This is a genomic window from Halosolutus halophilus (genome assembly GCF_022869805.1).
Taxonomy (GTDB): Archaea; Halobacteriota; Halobacteria; order Halobacteriales; family Natrialbaceae; genus Halosolutus; species Halosolutus halophilus.
Window position 1 is genome coordinate 1,882,865 of the sequence record NZ_CP094974.1, and the last position, 14,428, is coordinate 1,897,292.

Below are 14,428 nucleotides of genomic sequence, written 5' to 3' on the forward strand. Positions count from 1 at the left end.
GTTTGGGCTGACACGGCTGCAGCGGCGCCGTTACCCGCCGGGTCGTCTGAACGTGTAGGTCACGTCGTCGACGTCGATCGTGAGCGCTCCCGTGTCGTGGTCCACCACGAGGTCGACCGCCCCGTCCTGCTCGAAGTCGTGGAGCGGCATCCCCGTGCTGACGCGTCCGTTCCGCGTCACCTCGACGCGTGCGGATCCGAAGTCGATCAGAATCCGATCGTCTCCGGCGGTCACGTCCCCGGTCTCGCCGAACCGGCGCAGTTCGTCGCTGACCGTTTCCCAGTCGGTGATCTGGATGCGTTTTGCCATACGTCGGTATACGGCCGCCGAGTACTACTATCGTAGCCACTGAACGTCGGAGCATACCCGATCGCACGGCGGCTGTGCGATCGGCGCGGAAACAGTTTCAGTTGTTACGATAGCGCCTGGACGAGCCGGCGTCGTTCTTCCCCGTCGACGATCGGGACCGGATGGATTCACCGGAACAACTGGCCGACGCTCGTTATATCCACGTTCGGACGAACCAACCTCGCAGTAGGTAGTAACACGACTTTTTCATTCAGACTGTGGCGGAACTCGCGGTCAGTACGGGCCGAGCAGTTACCGATCTCGCCAGTAGCTGTCAAGAATCACGCGCTGAATACAGAGCATCAATGCAGCACGACGACTCCGTTTGTTTCATACCGAAATCAGTGAACTATCTGCTCACGACACGTGCTTACTGGAACGAATTATAGAAATCTGCATTTTCCTCATCTTGAAGAACCATATTTGTATGAGTTTTATAGATTGGAATCTTTTGATCCGCAATTGCAATCTCTCTTTCAATTAATTTCCGTGAGTTCTTTTCAAATTTGATTCTCTGCACCTCACTTGGTCCACTGTCAGCGATTGTTGAACGACTTTTTTGTTGATCAATACGGGACAAGCTACCTGCTACTGCAATGCGCATCGCTTTCGAATCCGTTCCACAATGGGGCCTATGGTTCGACACGTACTCGTTCCAGTTGAGGACTCTGAGTCCTCATACAATGCACTTGAGTACGCAGTCTCAGAATACCCTGATGCCCAGATAACAGCGCTCGAAGTCTCTGATCCGATAGATCTACTCAAAAGTGATCAGGTAGACAATATATTCGAAAGTTCTGATCAACATGAGAAAGACCTCCGTCTACAACGCGTCAGAAACAGAGCAATTGAGCAGGGAACTCACTTATCAGGAGATCGCACCACTGGTGAGGTGATCGGCGAAATTCTAAACTACGCAGCAGAGCATGATGTGGATCATATTGTTGTAGGAGTGAGTGAACGTTCAGGGACACGTTGGTTTTTCTCGGAAAATATGACGGACAAACTTTCTCGAAAGGCGTCAATTCCAGTCACTATTATTCAATAGCCTCAAGATTGCCTGTACTGACCGATCACCGTCTCTCGTAGATCGACCCTCACCTCACGCCACATTCGCGCTCTGTATCTCTCACGCTTCGTTCAACTTATCCTGTTCCCGTCAGAAAATGCGTGCAAGATACAGAGGATGAGTTTAGCACGACAGCTTCGTTTGTTTCATCCCGAAGTCAATGAATCAGCTGTGCAGTGGATATGCGAACCTACTACAGAGTAGCAGAGTCCTCGGTTAGCCTTGTTCACCACTAATGAACCGGTACGTCACCGCAAGGGAGGCGGGGAGAACAAGTGCCGCCGCCAACAGCCAAGCCCATATTGGGATGAGCGGACCACCTGTCATCTCTACAAGTCCGCCGACTACACCAACAATCGTCAGACCAAAGATTGTAGTGGCTGTGACCATCGCCGGTCGAAGATTTCCCGTCCGGTAGGAGTAGATACCCGTGACGGCCACCGCCAGACCGAGCACTGCCGCAATGACTTGCATGAGGCGAACCGCGAAAGTGATAGGCCCGCCGTCCCCGGGCGAGGGAATAAGGAGAAATGGGGCGATAGCAACCAGAATCCCCATAACGACCACGGGAAGGGCGCGATGGTCACCCGTTGACAGGAACCGTTTTACATGACGCTCCATATGTGATTCAACTATGATTCTCGGTAAATGTCTTGTCCCCTTCCATTAAATGGACACTCTGTACTGAGCGATCACCACCGTCGCAAATCGAGCCATATCTCGTGCTGCATTCGCGCTGTGTATTCATCACGACGCCTAAAACCTATCACCGACCGAGGATTTCAAGGTAGCTTGCGCCATATCATGATAGACGCCGAGCGTATACAACGGGCTAATAATGTCTGAATTGTACATCCCTATCAACTGATGACAGATGCGGTCATCCGGGGAGCGACCGTGGCTGATGCCGAAGCACTCGCGGCGGTGTACCGGAGTGCGTATTCAGAAAACCAGCGATTAGGCTTCCCGACGAAAGCTGCATCCGCAACGTCGGAAACGGTAGAAGAATGGGTTGAGGACAGCAGGCTATTCGTTGCCCAATTGCACGACGAGATCGTCGGAGGAGTTCGCTTGGAGGTCACCAACGATGATAGAGTAAAACTCAGTCGACTCGCGGTACACGAGGAGTGGAAGGGTGAAGGAATCGGCAGTGAACTGTTAGACCATGCAGAAACGGAAGTCCGGGAGTGGGGTCACTCAACAGTCTGGCTAACGACGCCGGAAGAGCATCCGTATCTACCTGATCTCTATCGAAACCGTGGGTACGAGAAGACTGCACCATATCCACTCGAGTATCGAGAGTACGACGAAATCGTGATGGAAAAACGAGTTCGATATTGAACAATCTTGCTACTTCTTCGCAAAGCGTTGACGGTCATTGATACTTGTTACAGACGCGCTAGATGTTCAGCACGGCGTACTGAAAATCATCTGAACCCGATACAAACTTCGGCGCTCAGTTCGCAGTCGGACTTCCCGGATCGAGCGGCGCAGTTTCAGTCACTGTTCTGAATAGCGAAATCGTGTTCCCGACTACTGCCAGGATCGCGACCACCGTCGCTATTCTGGTGCCGGATCACTCTCGCCGATCTGCGCACCGTCGATCGCTGCGCGTGCGAGGAACACGTCCCCGTCGAGTCCCCGATCGGCGAGGGCATCTCTCGCCGCGCCGGCGGCTTCGTCGGCGTGTGCCGCGTCGGTGACGCCGTAGACGACCGGCCCCCACGAGGACTGGCCGACGCCGGTCAGGACGGGACAGGCATCGAGGGCCTCGACGAGTTCGCCCGCGGGCGGCCGGAAGACGCCGCCCTGGGCGTCGGCGTACCACGCGCCGTTCTTGCGACCGATCTCGGCGATCGCCTCGCCGAACGCCTCGAGGCGGCCCTCGGCGGCGGCCGGGAGCAGTGTCCGGGTGACGACGCCAGCGATCTCGTCGGCGATCGCGGGATCGGCGCGCTCGACGACGGCTCGCATGCTCGCGTCTTCCGACTCGCCGCTGCGGCCCGGATCGGCGTCGGGGACGACGACGAGGAACCGCCACTCGAGGGGGAGTTCGTGGCGGGAAACGACCGGTGGAACCGTCCAGTCCCCCTCTGCGGGCGGTTCCGTCGTGAATCGGTTCGTCGGGTGGCCGGCGTCGACGACGAAGCCGCCGCCCTCGAACGTCGCGACGCCGACGCCGCTGCGGCCGCCGCGGCCCATCGCCGGTGCGCGCTCGCGGATCCGGGGCTCGCGACCGTGGGCCCGTCCCGTCGCCGCGAGGACCGACAGGGCGAGCTGAGTACCGCTTCCCAGACCCACGTGGCGGGGCAGGCGCTCCTCGATCCCGATCGCGACGCCGGGGACGTCCAGAACGTCCACGGCTCGCCGGGCGTACTCTCGAACGAGAGGGTCGTCGGTCCGGACGCCGGACGCGGGTTCGGCGGTGACGGTCACCCGCGGCTCCGCGAGACCGACACCGATCCCGCCGTAGAGACGCTCGCGAGCGAGCGAAAGGTTCTGGAACCCGACGTGGAGGCGCGCTCCCGCGCTCACCGTGACCGTCCCCATATTCTGTCGACGGGTAGGTGAGCCCCCCGGAAGGGGGTTTCGACGCTGGCAATCACTGGCGGGAGTGGGGCTTCCGACCGCGGTGGCAGCGACTGGCTGGCGTGGCGAACCCACCGATCGGCGCGATTATACCGCTCGCGGCGAGCGACTCGGCGGGTGAATGGCCGACCCAATCGTTTACTATCACTGCGGTGGTCAGGGCTGGTACCAAATGGCACGAAACACCGATCGAATTCCGGTTACCGTGGTCAGCGGGTATCTCGGAGCCGGCAAGACGACGCTCGTCAATCACGTCCTGTCGAATCCGGGTGGACGCGAGGTCGCCGTCATCGTCAACGACATGGGCGAAGTGAACGTCGACGCGGACCTGATCGCCCGCGAAAACGAGGACGACGGCATCGTCGATCTCTCGAACGGCTGTATCTGCTGTCGGCTACAGGGAGATCTACTCGAGGAAGCCCGACGGCTCGCGCAGGAACGGGAGTTCGAGTATCTGCTCGTCGAATCCTCCGGGATCAGCGAACCGATCCCCGTGGCCCAGGTGTTCACCGAGGGAACCGACGCGAGCGAGATCGATCCGACCGAACTGTTTCGGCTCGATACCATGGCGACCGTACTGGACACGTACGGGTTCTGGAAGGAGTTCGACGCCGGCGAAACCCTCCCGGATCACGCCCAACCCGACGACGAGCGACCGCTCAGCGAGGTACTCGTCGAGGGGATCGAGTTCTGTGACGTCCTCCTCCTGAACAAGACCGACATGGTCCCCGAGGACGTCCTCGAGGAGATCGAAACCGTCGTCGCGCAGCTCCAGCCGCGGGCAGAGCGCGTTCGAACCACGTACGCCGAGGTCGACCCCGGACTGGTCCTCGATACCGGCCGGTTCGACTTCGAGGCGGTCCAGCAGTCTCAGGGGTGGAAGCGACACCTGCGCGGTGACGACCACGGACACGGGCACGGGAGCGAGGCAGCGGATCAGGGACACGACCACGAGAGTGGAGCCCAGGACACGGCCGAGAGCCGACAGCAAGCGGCGAAGAGCGCCGCCGAGATTCACGGCGTCTCGTCGTTCGTGTTCCGCTCGTCGCGGCCGTTCGACCCGCACCAGTTCGCGGAGTGGCTCGAGACGTGGGACGGATCGATCGTTCGCGCCAAGGGCGTCTGTCACGTCGCCGGTCGCGACGACGTCATCGGCCTCAGCCAGGCCGGTCCGTCGGTGCAGGCGGGCCCGATCGGCGAGTGGGGACCGAATGACGAGCGACGGACGCAACTGGTGTTCATCGGACGGGAAATGGACGAAGACCGGATCGGGACCGAACTCGAGGCCTGCCTGCACGACGGCGACGGAACAGCGTCTCCGAGTCCCGGGAGCGCCGCCGATCCGTTTCCGCTATAGACCCTACAGTTCGAGTTCGTCGCGGAGATCGTCCCAGGACTCGTGAAAGCCGTGGTTCGATTGGGTCGTCGACTGGGGGAGCGTCGACTGGTAGACCTCGTCGTACTCGAGGAGTTGCCCCCAGCCGTCGTGAAAGGAGTAGTTACAGTACTGGCACATGCACGCGCCTAGGCCGTGGTGTGCCATATTCGTTTCTCAACCGATCGACCGACGAGACAGAAGACAGATAACGACTCGATCGGAAGCCGACACCGTATGGATCGAACCGGCGGGTACGTTCGAGACCCGGACGAGACGGTCGAGCGCGGCTGCGAGCACTGCGACTGGTACGCGGTCGACGGCTCGTATCCGGCGCTGATCAAGCGGTACCAGGACCACCTTCGCGACGAGCATCCCACGGCCTGGCTCCGGAGCTAACCCGGTGTCTCGACTCGCACGACGGCTGTGACCGGGCAAAAATAGCGCCGCCAGCCGACCGCGAACCGGTCGGTCAGGGCTCGAGCAGCACTTTGGTGACGCCTTCCTCCCGTTCGTCGAACTTTTCGTACATCTCGGGCGCTTCCTCCAGGTCCACGCGGTGAGAGACGACCCAGCTCGGATCGGCACGTCCCTCGATGATCATGTCCCGCAGTTGGCGGTTGTACTGCTTGACGTTACACTGGCCGGTGCCGAACTTGTGGCCCTTCTCGAAGAGTTTCCCGAAGTCGATGCCGAGTCGGCCCTGGGCTGCCATCTCGTCGGGGGCACCCGGGTCGGAGGGGACGTACAGCCCCGGAACGCCGATTTCGCCGGTCGGACGGACCGTCTGGATCAACTGGTTGAGCACGACGGCCGGGTTCTCCCGGGCGGGATCGTACGCGTCGTCGCCCGGATCCGTCTCGGGATCGATCGCCTGGTAGCCGACCGCGTCGACCCCCTTGTCGACCTCGTCCCCGTGTTCCTCGACGATCTGCTCGACGGGGTCGCCCTCCTCGAAGTTGATCGCGTGCGCGTCACAGTGATCTTCTGCGAGTTCGAGTCTGCTCGGGACACGATCGACGACGTAGATCTCCGAGGCACCCTGGATTTTCGCGCTGTAGGCGGCCATCAGCCCGACCGGTCCGCCCCCGTAGATCGCGATCGACTCGCCGGGGTTCAGGTTCGCCAGCCGCGTCCCGTGCCACCCCGTCGGGAAGATGTCCGCGAGCAACGAGAACGCGTCCTCGTGTTCGTCGCCCTCGGGGAGTTTGAGCGCGTTGAAGTCGGCGTAGGGGACGCGGAGTTTCTCGGCCTGGCCGCCCTTGTACGGCCCCATCGCGACGTAGCCGTACGCGCCGCCGGCGAAGCCGGGGTTGACGTTGGTACAGAACCCCGTATAGCCGTCCTCACAGTTCTGGCAGAAGCCACAGGCGACGTTGAACGGCATGACGACGCGATCGCCCTCCTCGAGCGTGGTGACCGCGTCACCGACCTCGCTGATGATTCCCATGTTCTCGTGTCCGAAGACGATGCCCGGGTCCGCGGCGGTTCGGCCCTCGTACATGTGAAGATCCGAACCGCAGATGGCCGTCGTCGTGATGTCGACGAGGACGTCGTTCGGATGCTGGATCTCTGGTTCGTCTACTTCTTCGACTGCCACGTCGTGCGGCCCTTTGTATACGACAGCGTTCATTGACATTAGTTATCTCACCACTGGGACGCACCACGATCGGTACTGTAAACCTTCTTGTGAACCACAACCGGGAGATTGCCAATAATTCTCATCACCCGTCGTGAGAGTGCGCCGGGCGAGCATGCGGTTCCTCGACGGGAATCTCGCATCGGGTGTGCGGTATCTGTCCGCGATCCCGTACGGTGGATCGATCGAGCGCGATAGCGACGCCACCACATACACTGACGGATCGTCACGCTAGAGGAACGCGTATGGATCTCACGCGAGCCCTCGCCGCGGACGCTGGCCTGACCTGCGTCGTCGGCGCGGGGGGCAAGAAGTCGACGCTGTACGAACTCGCCGATCGACTCGATCGGGCGGTGCTCACGGCGACCGTCCGCATTCCGATCTTCGACCGGAAGGTCGCGTCGGTACTGGTGACGGACGATCCAGTAGGAGCGCTGGCGGCCCGTCGGGGGGAGGACGAGGAGCAGGAGTGGCCGCTCGGACTGGTCGCCGATCGGGAGGGAGACAGATACGTCGGCTACGACCCGCCGATCGTCGACGAAATCGCGGCCGCGGACGCCCCGGAGCACGTCCTGGTCAAGGCCGACGGGGCGAGAACGCGGTTTCTGAAGGCACCCGGCGACCACGAACCGCAACTGCCCGCCGGCGTCGATACGGTCCTCGCGCTCGCCAGCGTCCACGCCGTCGGCGAACCGCTCGACGAGCGCGTCGTCCACCGGCCCGATCGCGTCGCCGGGGTCACCGGTCGATCGCCGGGCGAGCCGATCGAACCGACGGACGTCGCGACGATCCTGACGAGCCCCGACGGCGGTCTGAAGGACGTGCCCGACGACGCTACGTACGTGCCGGTCCTCAACATGGTCGACGACGACGAGGACCTGGCCGTCGCCCGCGAGGTCGGTCGGCGCGTCCTCGATCGGAGCGAGGAGACTCACGGCCGCGTCTCGCGGGTCGCGTTGACGAGCATGATCGCGGACGAGCCACTGGTAGCGGTCCTCGAGTGATCCCGGGAGAAACTCGACTCCGAATCGATCGCGAGCCCGGCTCTTATAGGCCGGGTCCGTCTACCAATGCACATGGGGGTCACTAGCAACAGTACCGGTTCACTCGGGGGCGTCGTCCTCGCGGGCGGCTACTCGACCCGTTTCGGTGCGAGCGACAAGGCGGTCGCCGACCTCGCCGGCACCCCGATGATCCGGCGCGTCGTCGATCGACTCGCGGCGGTGGCGGACGATATCGTCGTCAACTGTCGCGACGAGCAGATCGACCCGATCCGGGACGCGCTGGCGGACTGTGACACCGAAATCCGGTACGCGACGGATCCCGTCCCCGATCGGGGGCCGCTCGCCGGCATCCAGGTCGGTCTCGAGGCCGTCGACCGAGAGTACGCGGCGGTCGTGGCCTGTGACATGCCGTTCGTCGACCCCGATCTGCTCGCGTACCTGGCCGATCGGGCTGACGGTCACGACGGGGCGGTCGTCCAGCTCGAGGCAGGCTGGTACCAGACGACGCAGGCGGTCTATCGGGCGGACGCGATGGCGGCCGCTTGCGAGGCGGCACTCGGCTCGGAGGACACGCGCATCGTGGCAGCACTCGATCGAATCGACGTCGTCACCGTCGACGAGTCCGAACTCGACGCGATCGACCCGGCCACGTTCGAGAGTATCGACACCCAGGAGGCGCTCGCGGAGGCCGAACGGCGATTCGACGAGTAGCGTTCGTTTCTCGATCGGACGCGGCGATCGGGCGTTACCGGTCCTGCCTGACGCCGGGGTTCGTCACGGCCCCGTTGGCAGCAGAGTCGAACGTCTGGCCGTACTTCGCCAGCACGCCGCTCGTGTAGGTGGGTTCTGGGTCGTCACGATCCTCGATGCGGCGCTCGATCTCCTCGTCGGAGAGGTCCACGGACAGCTCGAGTGCGTCGATGTCGATCGTGACGGTGTCGCCGTCACGGAGCGCGGCGATCGGTCCGCCGACGGCGGCTTCCGGTGCGACGTGGCCGATCGAGAACCCGCGCGTGGCACCGGAGAACCGGCCGTCGGTGAACAGCGCGACGTCCTCGGCGTGGCCCTGCCCCGCGACGGCGGAGGTGACGCCGAGCATCTCGCGCATCCCCGGGCCGCCCCGGGGCCCCTCGTTGCGGATGCAGATGACGTCGCCCGATTCGACGTGGCCCTCCTGGACGTACCGCATCGCGTTTTCCTCCTCTTCGAAGACCCGGACGGGCCCCTCGTGATGGAGGTGGTCCTCGCCGGTGATCTTGATGACCGCTCCCTCGGGTGCGAGATTGCCCGTCAGGATGCGGATGGCACCGCGCTCGTGGATCGGGTCGTCGACGGTCTCGAGGAAGTCCGCGTCGAGGTCGGCGATCCGCGCCGGGTCGACGCGCTCGATAGCCTCGGCCATCGTCTCCCCGGTGACGGTCAGCGCGTCGCCGTGCAGGAGATCGGCCTCGAGGAGTTCGCGCAGGACGACCGGGACGCCGCCGACCTCGTGGAGGTCGTTCATAACGCGCTCGCCGCCGGGCTGGAGGTCGGCGATCTTCGGCGTGCGGGCGCTGATCTCGTTGAAGTCCTGGACGTCGAGGTCGATGCCGGCCTCTGCGGCCATCGCCAGCAGGTGGAGCACGGCGTTGGTCGATCCGCCGACCGCGACCTGCAGGGAGATGGCGTTCTCGAAGGATTCCCGGGAGAGGAAGTCCGAGGGGCTGCGCTGGTCCTGGACGGCCCGGACGGCGAGGTCGCCGCTCTCGCGGGCGACCTCGTACCGGTCCTCGTCCTCCGCGGGCGGGGACGAGGAGCCGAGCGGCGCGAATCCGATCGTCTCGGAGATCGAGGCCATCGTGTTGGCGGTGAACATCCCGCCGCAGGAGCCGGCACCCGGGCAGGCGTTGCGCTCCATCTCGTCGAGTTCGTCCTCGGACATCTCGCCCTCGGCGACGGCGCCGACCCCCTCGAAGACGTTCTGGATGGTGATCTCGCGGCCTTCGTGCTCGCCGGGCATGATCGACCCGCCGTAGAGGAAGACGCTTGGGAGGTCCGTCCGGATGGCGGCCATCATCATCCCCGGCATGTTCTTGTCACAGCCGCCGATCGTCACGAGGCCGTCCATGCGCTCGCCGAACGCGACGAGTTCGACGGAGTCGGCGATGACCTCCCGCGAGATGAGCGAGGCTTTCATCCCCTCGGTCCCCATCGAGATGGCGTCCGAGATGGTGATGGTGCCGAACTCGATCGGCATCCCGCCGGCCTCGTCGATGCCGTCGTAGGCGGACTGGGCCACGTCGTCCAGGTGGACGTTACAGGGCGTGATGTCGGCGGCGGGGTTGGCGACGCCGATCATCGGCGAGGAGAGGTCCTCGTCGTCGTACCCCATCGCGCGGAACATGGCCCGGTGGGGCGCTCGTTCGACCCCCTCCGTGACCTCGTTGCTCGGCAATTCCTCGGGTTTGCCCTCCTCGGGCGAACGCTCTTTGGGTCGTTGACTCATACCCTGAGGCAGGGAACCTCGGCGCTTAAAGGCCCCGGATACCGATACCGGCCCCGTCAAGCCGGCTGCGAACACATTCGGCCGGTCTACTCGCCTCACTTCGTCGCCGTTCGATCGGGAGCGGAAATCGATGGTCCCGAACGACCTTCGGCCAGGTCGAGTCGGGATTCGAGTTCACGGCCCCTTCGACTCGGCGGCGAACGACGTTGGCCTTCGATTCGGCGACGAACAGACCGATACCCGATGTGACCGAGCGCACCGTCACCGACCGCCGGTCTTCACCAGCGTCGGCCGCCCTCGACCGCAGTTGTAATGTAACTCAAAAATTCGACGTCAGCGGGACCTTTCGCTATCTTGCAGGAAACTTTCCGTGGCTGGCCACGGAGTCCTAGGGGACCACCATCTATGTACAAATATTGTCTCGAGTGTGACTGGAAAATCAGTTCTGACGAGGGGTACACGGAACGGGAGGTCTCGAAGAAAGCGATCGAGCACTTCGTCGAGACGGGGCACACGGTCGACTCGCTGCGGCTTCCGCCGCCGGTAATCCAGGAAAACTGACGTTCGCGACGGCGATCGGACCCGTCTACGCTCCGCCTGGGCCTCGTCTCTCTTCAGGGGACGCGATCGAGGCGAGGGAGATCACTCGCCGCCGGCGAACCCGTCGAGTTCGGAGAGGTCGAACTCTCGACCGATCTCGAACGACTCGGCCTCGAAGTCGGCGTCGATTTCGACGATCGATTCCTCGCCGATCACGTCGACGAGGATCGCCTCGTCGTCGGGGGTGACGCCGGCGAAGTGCGAACCGGCGCCGGTGTCGAGTTGCGCCACGATCTCGAGGTCGGCGACGGACACGATCCGGGTCGAGGCGCCGCTCGTACTCGGGATCGCCGCGTAGCGGAACTCGGAGTCGAAGTCGATCGTGTGCGGGGTGTCAACCTCGCTGTCACCGAGAGCGCGTTCGGCCGCGATGTCGAGGTCGCCGTCACCCGTCGGTTCGAGGACGTACAGGGTCGCCGTGCCCTGATCGATCGCCCACAGTTCGTAATCGCCGTCGTCGCCGGGGACGAGTCCGATCCCGTGGAAGTCGCTGGCGTCGGTGCCCTCGTCCGGCTGGACCGTCGTGCGGCGCTCGCGTTCCTGGACGTCGACGATCGCGACGCCGGGTTCGTCACCACTGATCGCGTGGGTCGCCGATTGCGGATTTGGACCGCGGGTCGTGACGTACGCGTACCTGCCGTCCGGCGAGATCACCATGCTGTCGGGAGAGGGACCGACGGAGTCGATCTCCGCGACGATCTCGTCGGTTTCGGTGTCGATCACGATCGCGTCGTCGGTGCCGCGGTTGACCATCCACAGTTCCTCGGCGGCGGGGGTGAACGCGACGCCGTGGGCGTCTGCGCCGGTGCTATCCCCGCTCGCGAGTTGTTCGTGCGTTTCGGTATCGTACACCCACCACTCGCCGGCCGGCTCGGTTTCGTCGGTGTCCGCGACGCCGCCGTTGAGGTACAACTTGTTCTTCTCGGGGTGAGCGATCGCACCGTAGTTTGCGGGGACGTCCGGGAACGCGGCTTCGATCTCGAAGGACTCGACGTCGACCACCAGGAAGCCGGCGTCGCTGTAGCCTGGGCCGAGCGTCACGTAGGCGTACCGGCCGTCCTCGACGTAATCGTGACTGATCGGACTGACACTGCCGACGCCCATGCCGGTGGCGTCACTGCCCCCGTCGTCGGCGTCCTCGTCGTCGGCGTCCTCGTTGTGCTCGTCTCCGTCGCTGCCCAGACAGCCTGTGAGTGCGATCGTCCCGGCAGTGGCCTGCAGAACGCGCCGGCGAGGTGGTCGTTGCGTCACGTCCGATCGGTGGCCGCCGGCCGATCAAAACAGCTTCGCAATGTGGGAGACGGCGTGTACTGTGTGAGAGGACGGCGAGTACTGACTCGCTGCGCTCGCTCCGGACGCGTTGCGATTTCGCCCGTACTGCGGTGAACGGGTGACGGACACGATCGAGGATACTGCGATTTCGGCGGCTATTACGCCGAAGATACGGTCGGTTTCGGCGCCGATCACCGGGTATAATTGATCGTGGCCCGTGAGTACGAGTACGACTACGATGAAGCGGCGACGAGTTCTGTCCACCGGAGCGGCGGTCGGTCCCCTGGCCTGTTGGGCCGGGTGTCTCGGTGGCGGTGACGACGACGCACCCGACGGCGAGGAGCAACGAGACGACGATCGCGGGTTCGCTGCGATGCCCCGCGTCGACGATCCGCCGAACGCGGTCTACTTGCCCTCCCACCGCGACGGGAGGCTGGCGCTGGAGGCTGTGACGGCCGGCGACTTCGCCGTCTCTCCGATGCTGTCGATTCCGCACTTCTTCTGGACCTGGCCGGGTCCCGAGAAAGTCGACCCGCCGTCGGGTGACAGCGTTCACCTGATGGTATCCGTCCGGGATCCCGAGACCGGAATGGTGCTCCCCGTCGACGCCGGTGCGACGATCGAGGTGAAGAAGGACGGGCAGGTCGTCTCCCAGCCGAGCCCGTGGACGATGCTCTCGCAGGAAATGGGGTTTCATCTCGGCGATAACTACGCGATCGACGGCAACGGGACGTACACGGCGACCGTCTCGCTCGGGCCGATCCTCGACGTCCGCCTGACCGGCGCGTTCGAGGGCCGGTTCGACGAGCGGGCGACGGCGACGATCGAGTTCGAAATCGACGACGAGCGGCGTCAGGAACTCGTCGACCGGAGCGAGTACTTCGACGAGGACCGCTGGGGCGATCGGGAGGCGGTGCCGCCGACGGGTTCCGGCCACGACGGCCACGAGATGCCCTACTCGTCCCTGCCACCGGCCGAGGATCTGCCGGGTGAATCCCTCGGCGAACCGATCCACGACGACGGCGTCTACGTGACGACGCTGCTACCCCCTGGCTCGCGGTTCGTCGACGGTGACGAGCGCTATCTCGCCGTCTCGCCCCGCACGCCGTACAACGACTGCGTCCTGCCCCTGCAGTCCCTGTCGATGCGTCTCGAGCGCGACGGGGAACTGATCGTCGATCCGGATCTCACGGCGACCCTCGATCACGAACTGGCCTTTCATTACGGGGCGCCGATCGCGGAGCCCCAGTCGGGGGACGAACTCGTCATCTCGATAGACGCGCCGCCGCAGGTCGCCCGCCACCAGGGGTACGAAACGGCCTTCCGGACGACGGGCGAACTGGTGATCGAACTCGACGGGGAGGTGGACTAGCAGTGCGACGCGCGGCACGCGCCCTCGCGATCGTTCTCGTCGTGGTCACGACCGTCGCGACCGTCGGGTTGGCCGGGATCGGGAGTGCCAGCGACAGCGCGACGATCCTGGAAGTCGAACCGGAAGCGGCCCAGGCCCCGCCGGGTGAGACGATTCACGTCGCGATTCGGCTGTACAACGACGGGGGCTACGGCGGCGTCGGCGTCGAACGGGTCGCGTTCGGGATCGAGTACGATAGCGACGTCCTGACGCTCGACGCGATCGCCCGCGGTCCCTGGCTGGAACAGGGCAACGAGACGGAGATCGTCACCGAGGTCGAGGCCGACGAGGCGGCCGGCTACGCCTTCGTCGACCAGTACCGCGACCCTGCGGCGGGCGGCGCGGCCGGCAACGATCGCGCGGCGACGATCACGTTCACCGTCGCCGAGGACGCCGACGGTGCTACCTCCCCGGTGAACGTCACGGACGTCGAGACCGAGTTGACCACCGACTGGCCACAGACCGCGTTCACCCACAACGGCAGCGTCTCCGTCGCGGCGGACGGGGACGTCGTCGACGGCGATTCGATCCCCGGCCTCGGCGTCGTCGCCGCCGTCGCGGCCCTCGTCGCCCTCGCATCGATCGGGGCGTTCCGGACCGTTTGAGACCGCCGCTCGCGTGAGTCAGTTCCGTTCT

At 64.0% G+C, this 14,428-nt stretch carries 16 protein-coding genes; 9 read left to right on the top strand and 7 right to left on the bottom strand.

Features of this window, described 5'->3' with window-relative positions:
• Positions 1 to 30: 30 nt before the first annotated feature.
• The gene (locus MUG98_RS09255; RefSeq protein ID WP_265111846.1) at positions 31 to 309 is read right to left on the bottom strand and encodes a hypothetical protein; all 279 of its coding nucleotides are present in this window, start codon (positions 307 to 309) and stop codon (positions 31 to 33) included.
• Between the two features lie 673 nt (positions 310 to 982).
• On the opposite strand from MUG98_RS09255, the gene MUG98_RS25525 reads away from it, so the two are divergent.
• The gene (locus MUG98_RS25525; RefSeq protein WP_425601084.1) at positions 983 to 1,396 is read left to right on the top strand and encodes a universal stress protein; all 414 of its coding nucleotides are present in this window, start codon (positions 983 to 985) and stop codon (positions 1,394 to 1,396) included.
• 237 nt (positions 1,397 to 1,633) lie between these two features.
• On the opposite strand, the gene MUG98_RS09260 is transcribed toward MUG98_RS25525, so the two are convergent.
• Positions 1,634 to 2,038, bottom strand: a complete 405-nt coding sequence (locus MUG98_RS09260; protein ID WP_265111847.1) for a hypothetical protein — start codon at positions 2,036 to 2,038, stop codon at positions 1,634 to 1,636.
• 246 nt (positions 2,039 to 2,284) lie between these two features.
• Between MUG98_RS09260 and MUG98_RS09265 the strand changes: the two genes are divergently transcribed.
• Positions 2,285 to 2,758 carry a GNAT family N-acetyltransferase gene (locus MUG98_RS09265; protein WP_265111848.1) on the top strand — a complete coding sequence of 158 codons (474 nt, stop codon included), beginning with the start codon at positions 2,285 to 2,287 and terminating at the stop codon, positions 2,756 to 2,758.
• 219 nt (positions 2,759 to 2,977) lie between these two features.
• Here the strand turns inward: MUG98_RS09265 and MUG98_RS09270 are convergent, their stop codons facing one another.
• Positions 2,978 to 3,967: a beta-ribofuranosylaminobenzene 5'-phosphate synthase family protein gene (locus MUG98_RS09270; RefSeq protein ID WP_265111849.1), complete on the bottom strand. Its 990-nt coding sequence runs from the start codon at positions 3,965 to 3,967 to the stop codon at positions 2,978 to 2,980.
• A 211-nt stretch (positions 3,968 to 4,178) separates the two neighbouring features.
• On the opposite strand from MUG98_RS09270, the gene MUG98_RS09275 reads away from it, so the two are divergent.
• Entirely contained in the window at positions 4,179 to 5,363 is a 1,185-nt protein-coding gene (locus MUG98_RS09275) for a CobW family GTP-binding protein (RefSeq protein WP_265111850.1), read from the top strand.
• A 3-nt stretch (positions 5,364 to 5,366) separates the two neighbouring features.
• On the opposite strand, the gene MUG98_RS09280 is transcribed toward MUG98_RS09275, so the two are convergent.
• Positions 5,367 to 5,522 (bottom strand): hypothetical protein, encoded by a 156-nt coding sequence (locus tag MUG98_RS09280; protein WP_265111851.1) that lies wholly within the window; start codon positions 5,520 to 5,522, stop codon positions 5,367 to 5,369.
• A gap of 96 nt (positions 5,523 to 5,618) precedes the next feature.
• Between MUG98_RS09280 and MUG98_RS09285 the strand changes: the two genes are divergently transcribed.
• The gene (locus MUG98_RS09285) at positions 5,619 to 5,780 is read left to right on the top strand and encodes a hypothetical protein (protein ID WP_265111852.1); all 162 of its coding nucleotides are present in this window, start codon (positions 5,619 to 5,621) and stop codon (positions 5,778 to 5,780) included.
• Positions 5,781 to 5,853: 73 nt separating this feature from the next.
• On the opposite strand, the gene MUG98_RS09290 is transcribed toward MUG98_RS09285, so the two are convergent.
• On the bottom strand, positions 5,854 to 7,014 hold the full coding sequence (locus MUG98_RS09290; RefSeq protein ID WP_265111853.1) for a glutathione-independent formaldehyde dehydrogenase: 1,161 nt from the start codon (positions 7,012 to 7,014) through the stop codon (positions 5,854 to 5,856).
• A gap of 251 nt (positions 7,015 to 7,265) precedes the next feature.
• Here MUG98_RS09290 and yqeC point away from each other — a divergent pair, with 251 nt between their 5' ends.
• Positions 7,266 to 8,024 carry a selenium cofactor biosynthesis protein YqeC gene (gene yqeC, locus MUG98_RS09295; protein WP_265111854.1) on the top strand — a complete coding sequence of 253 codons (759 nt, stop codon included), beginning with the start codon at positions 7,266 to 7,268 and terminating at the stop codon, positions 8,022 to 8,024.
• A 72-nt stretch (positions 8,025 to 8,096) separates the two neighbouring features.
• Positions 8,097 to 8,735: a molybdenum cofactor guanylyltransferase gene (gene mobA / locus MUG98_RS09300; RefSeq protein ID WP_265111855.1), complete on the top strand. Its 639-nt coding sequence runs from the start codon at positions 8,097 to 8,099 to the stop codon at positions 8,733 to 8,735.
• A 34-nt stretch (positions 8,736 to 8,769) separates the two neighbouring features.
• On the opposite strand, the gene ilvD is transcribed toward mobA, so the two are convergent.
• The gene (ilvD, locus tag MUG98_RS09305) at positions 8,770 to 10,509 is read right to left on the bottom strand and encodes a dihydroxy-acid dehydratase (protein WP_265111856.1); all 1,740 of its coding nucleotides are present in this window, start codon (positions 10,507 to 10,509) and stop codon (positions 8,770 to 8,772) included.
• Between the two features lie 405 nt (positions 10,510 to 10,914).
• On the opposite strand from ilvD, the gene MUG98_RS09310 reads away from it, so the two are divergent.
• A complete protein-coding gene (locus MUG98_RS09310) occupies positions 10,915 to 11,070 on the top strand; it encodes a hypothetical protein (RefSeq protein WP_265111857.1) in 156 nt (51 codons plus the stop codon).
• 81 nt (positions 11,071 to 11,151) lie between these two features.
• Here the strand turns inward: MUG98_RS09310 and MUG98_RS09315 are convergent, their stop codons facing one another.
• Positions 11,152 to 12,360 (bottom strand): YncE family protein, encoded by a 1,209-nt coding sequence (locus MUG98_RS09315; RefSeq protein WP_265111858.1) that lies wholly within the window; start codon positions 12,358 to 12,360, stop codon positions 11,152 to 11,154.
• A 259-nt stretch (positions 12,361 to 12,619) separates the two neighbouring features.
• On the opposite strand from MUG98_RS09315, the gene MUG98_RS09320 reads away from it, so the two are divergent.
• Positions 12,620 to 13,753, top strand: a complete 1,134-nt coding sequence (locus MUG98_RS09320) for a DUF7350 domain-containing protein (protein ID WP_265111859.1) — start codon at positions 12,620 to 12,622, stop codon at positions 13,751 to 13,753.
• 2 nt (positions 13,754 to 13,755) lie between these two features.
• Positions 13,756 to 14,397, top strand: a complete 642-nt coding sequence (locus MUG98_RS09325; RefSeq protein WP_265111860.1) for a cohesin domain-containing protein — start codon at positions 13,756 to 13,758, stop codon at positions 14,395 to 14,397.
• Positions 14,398 to 14,428: the final 31 nt, after the last annotated feature.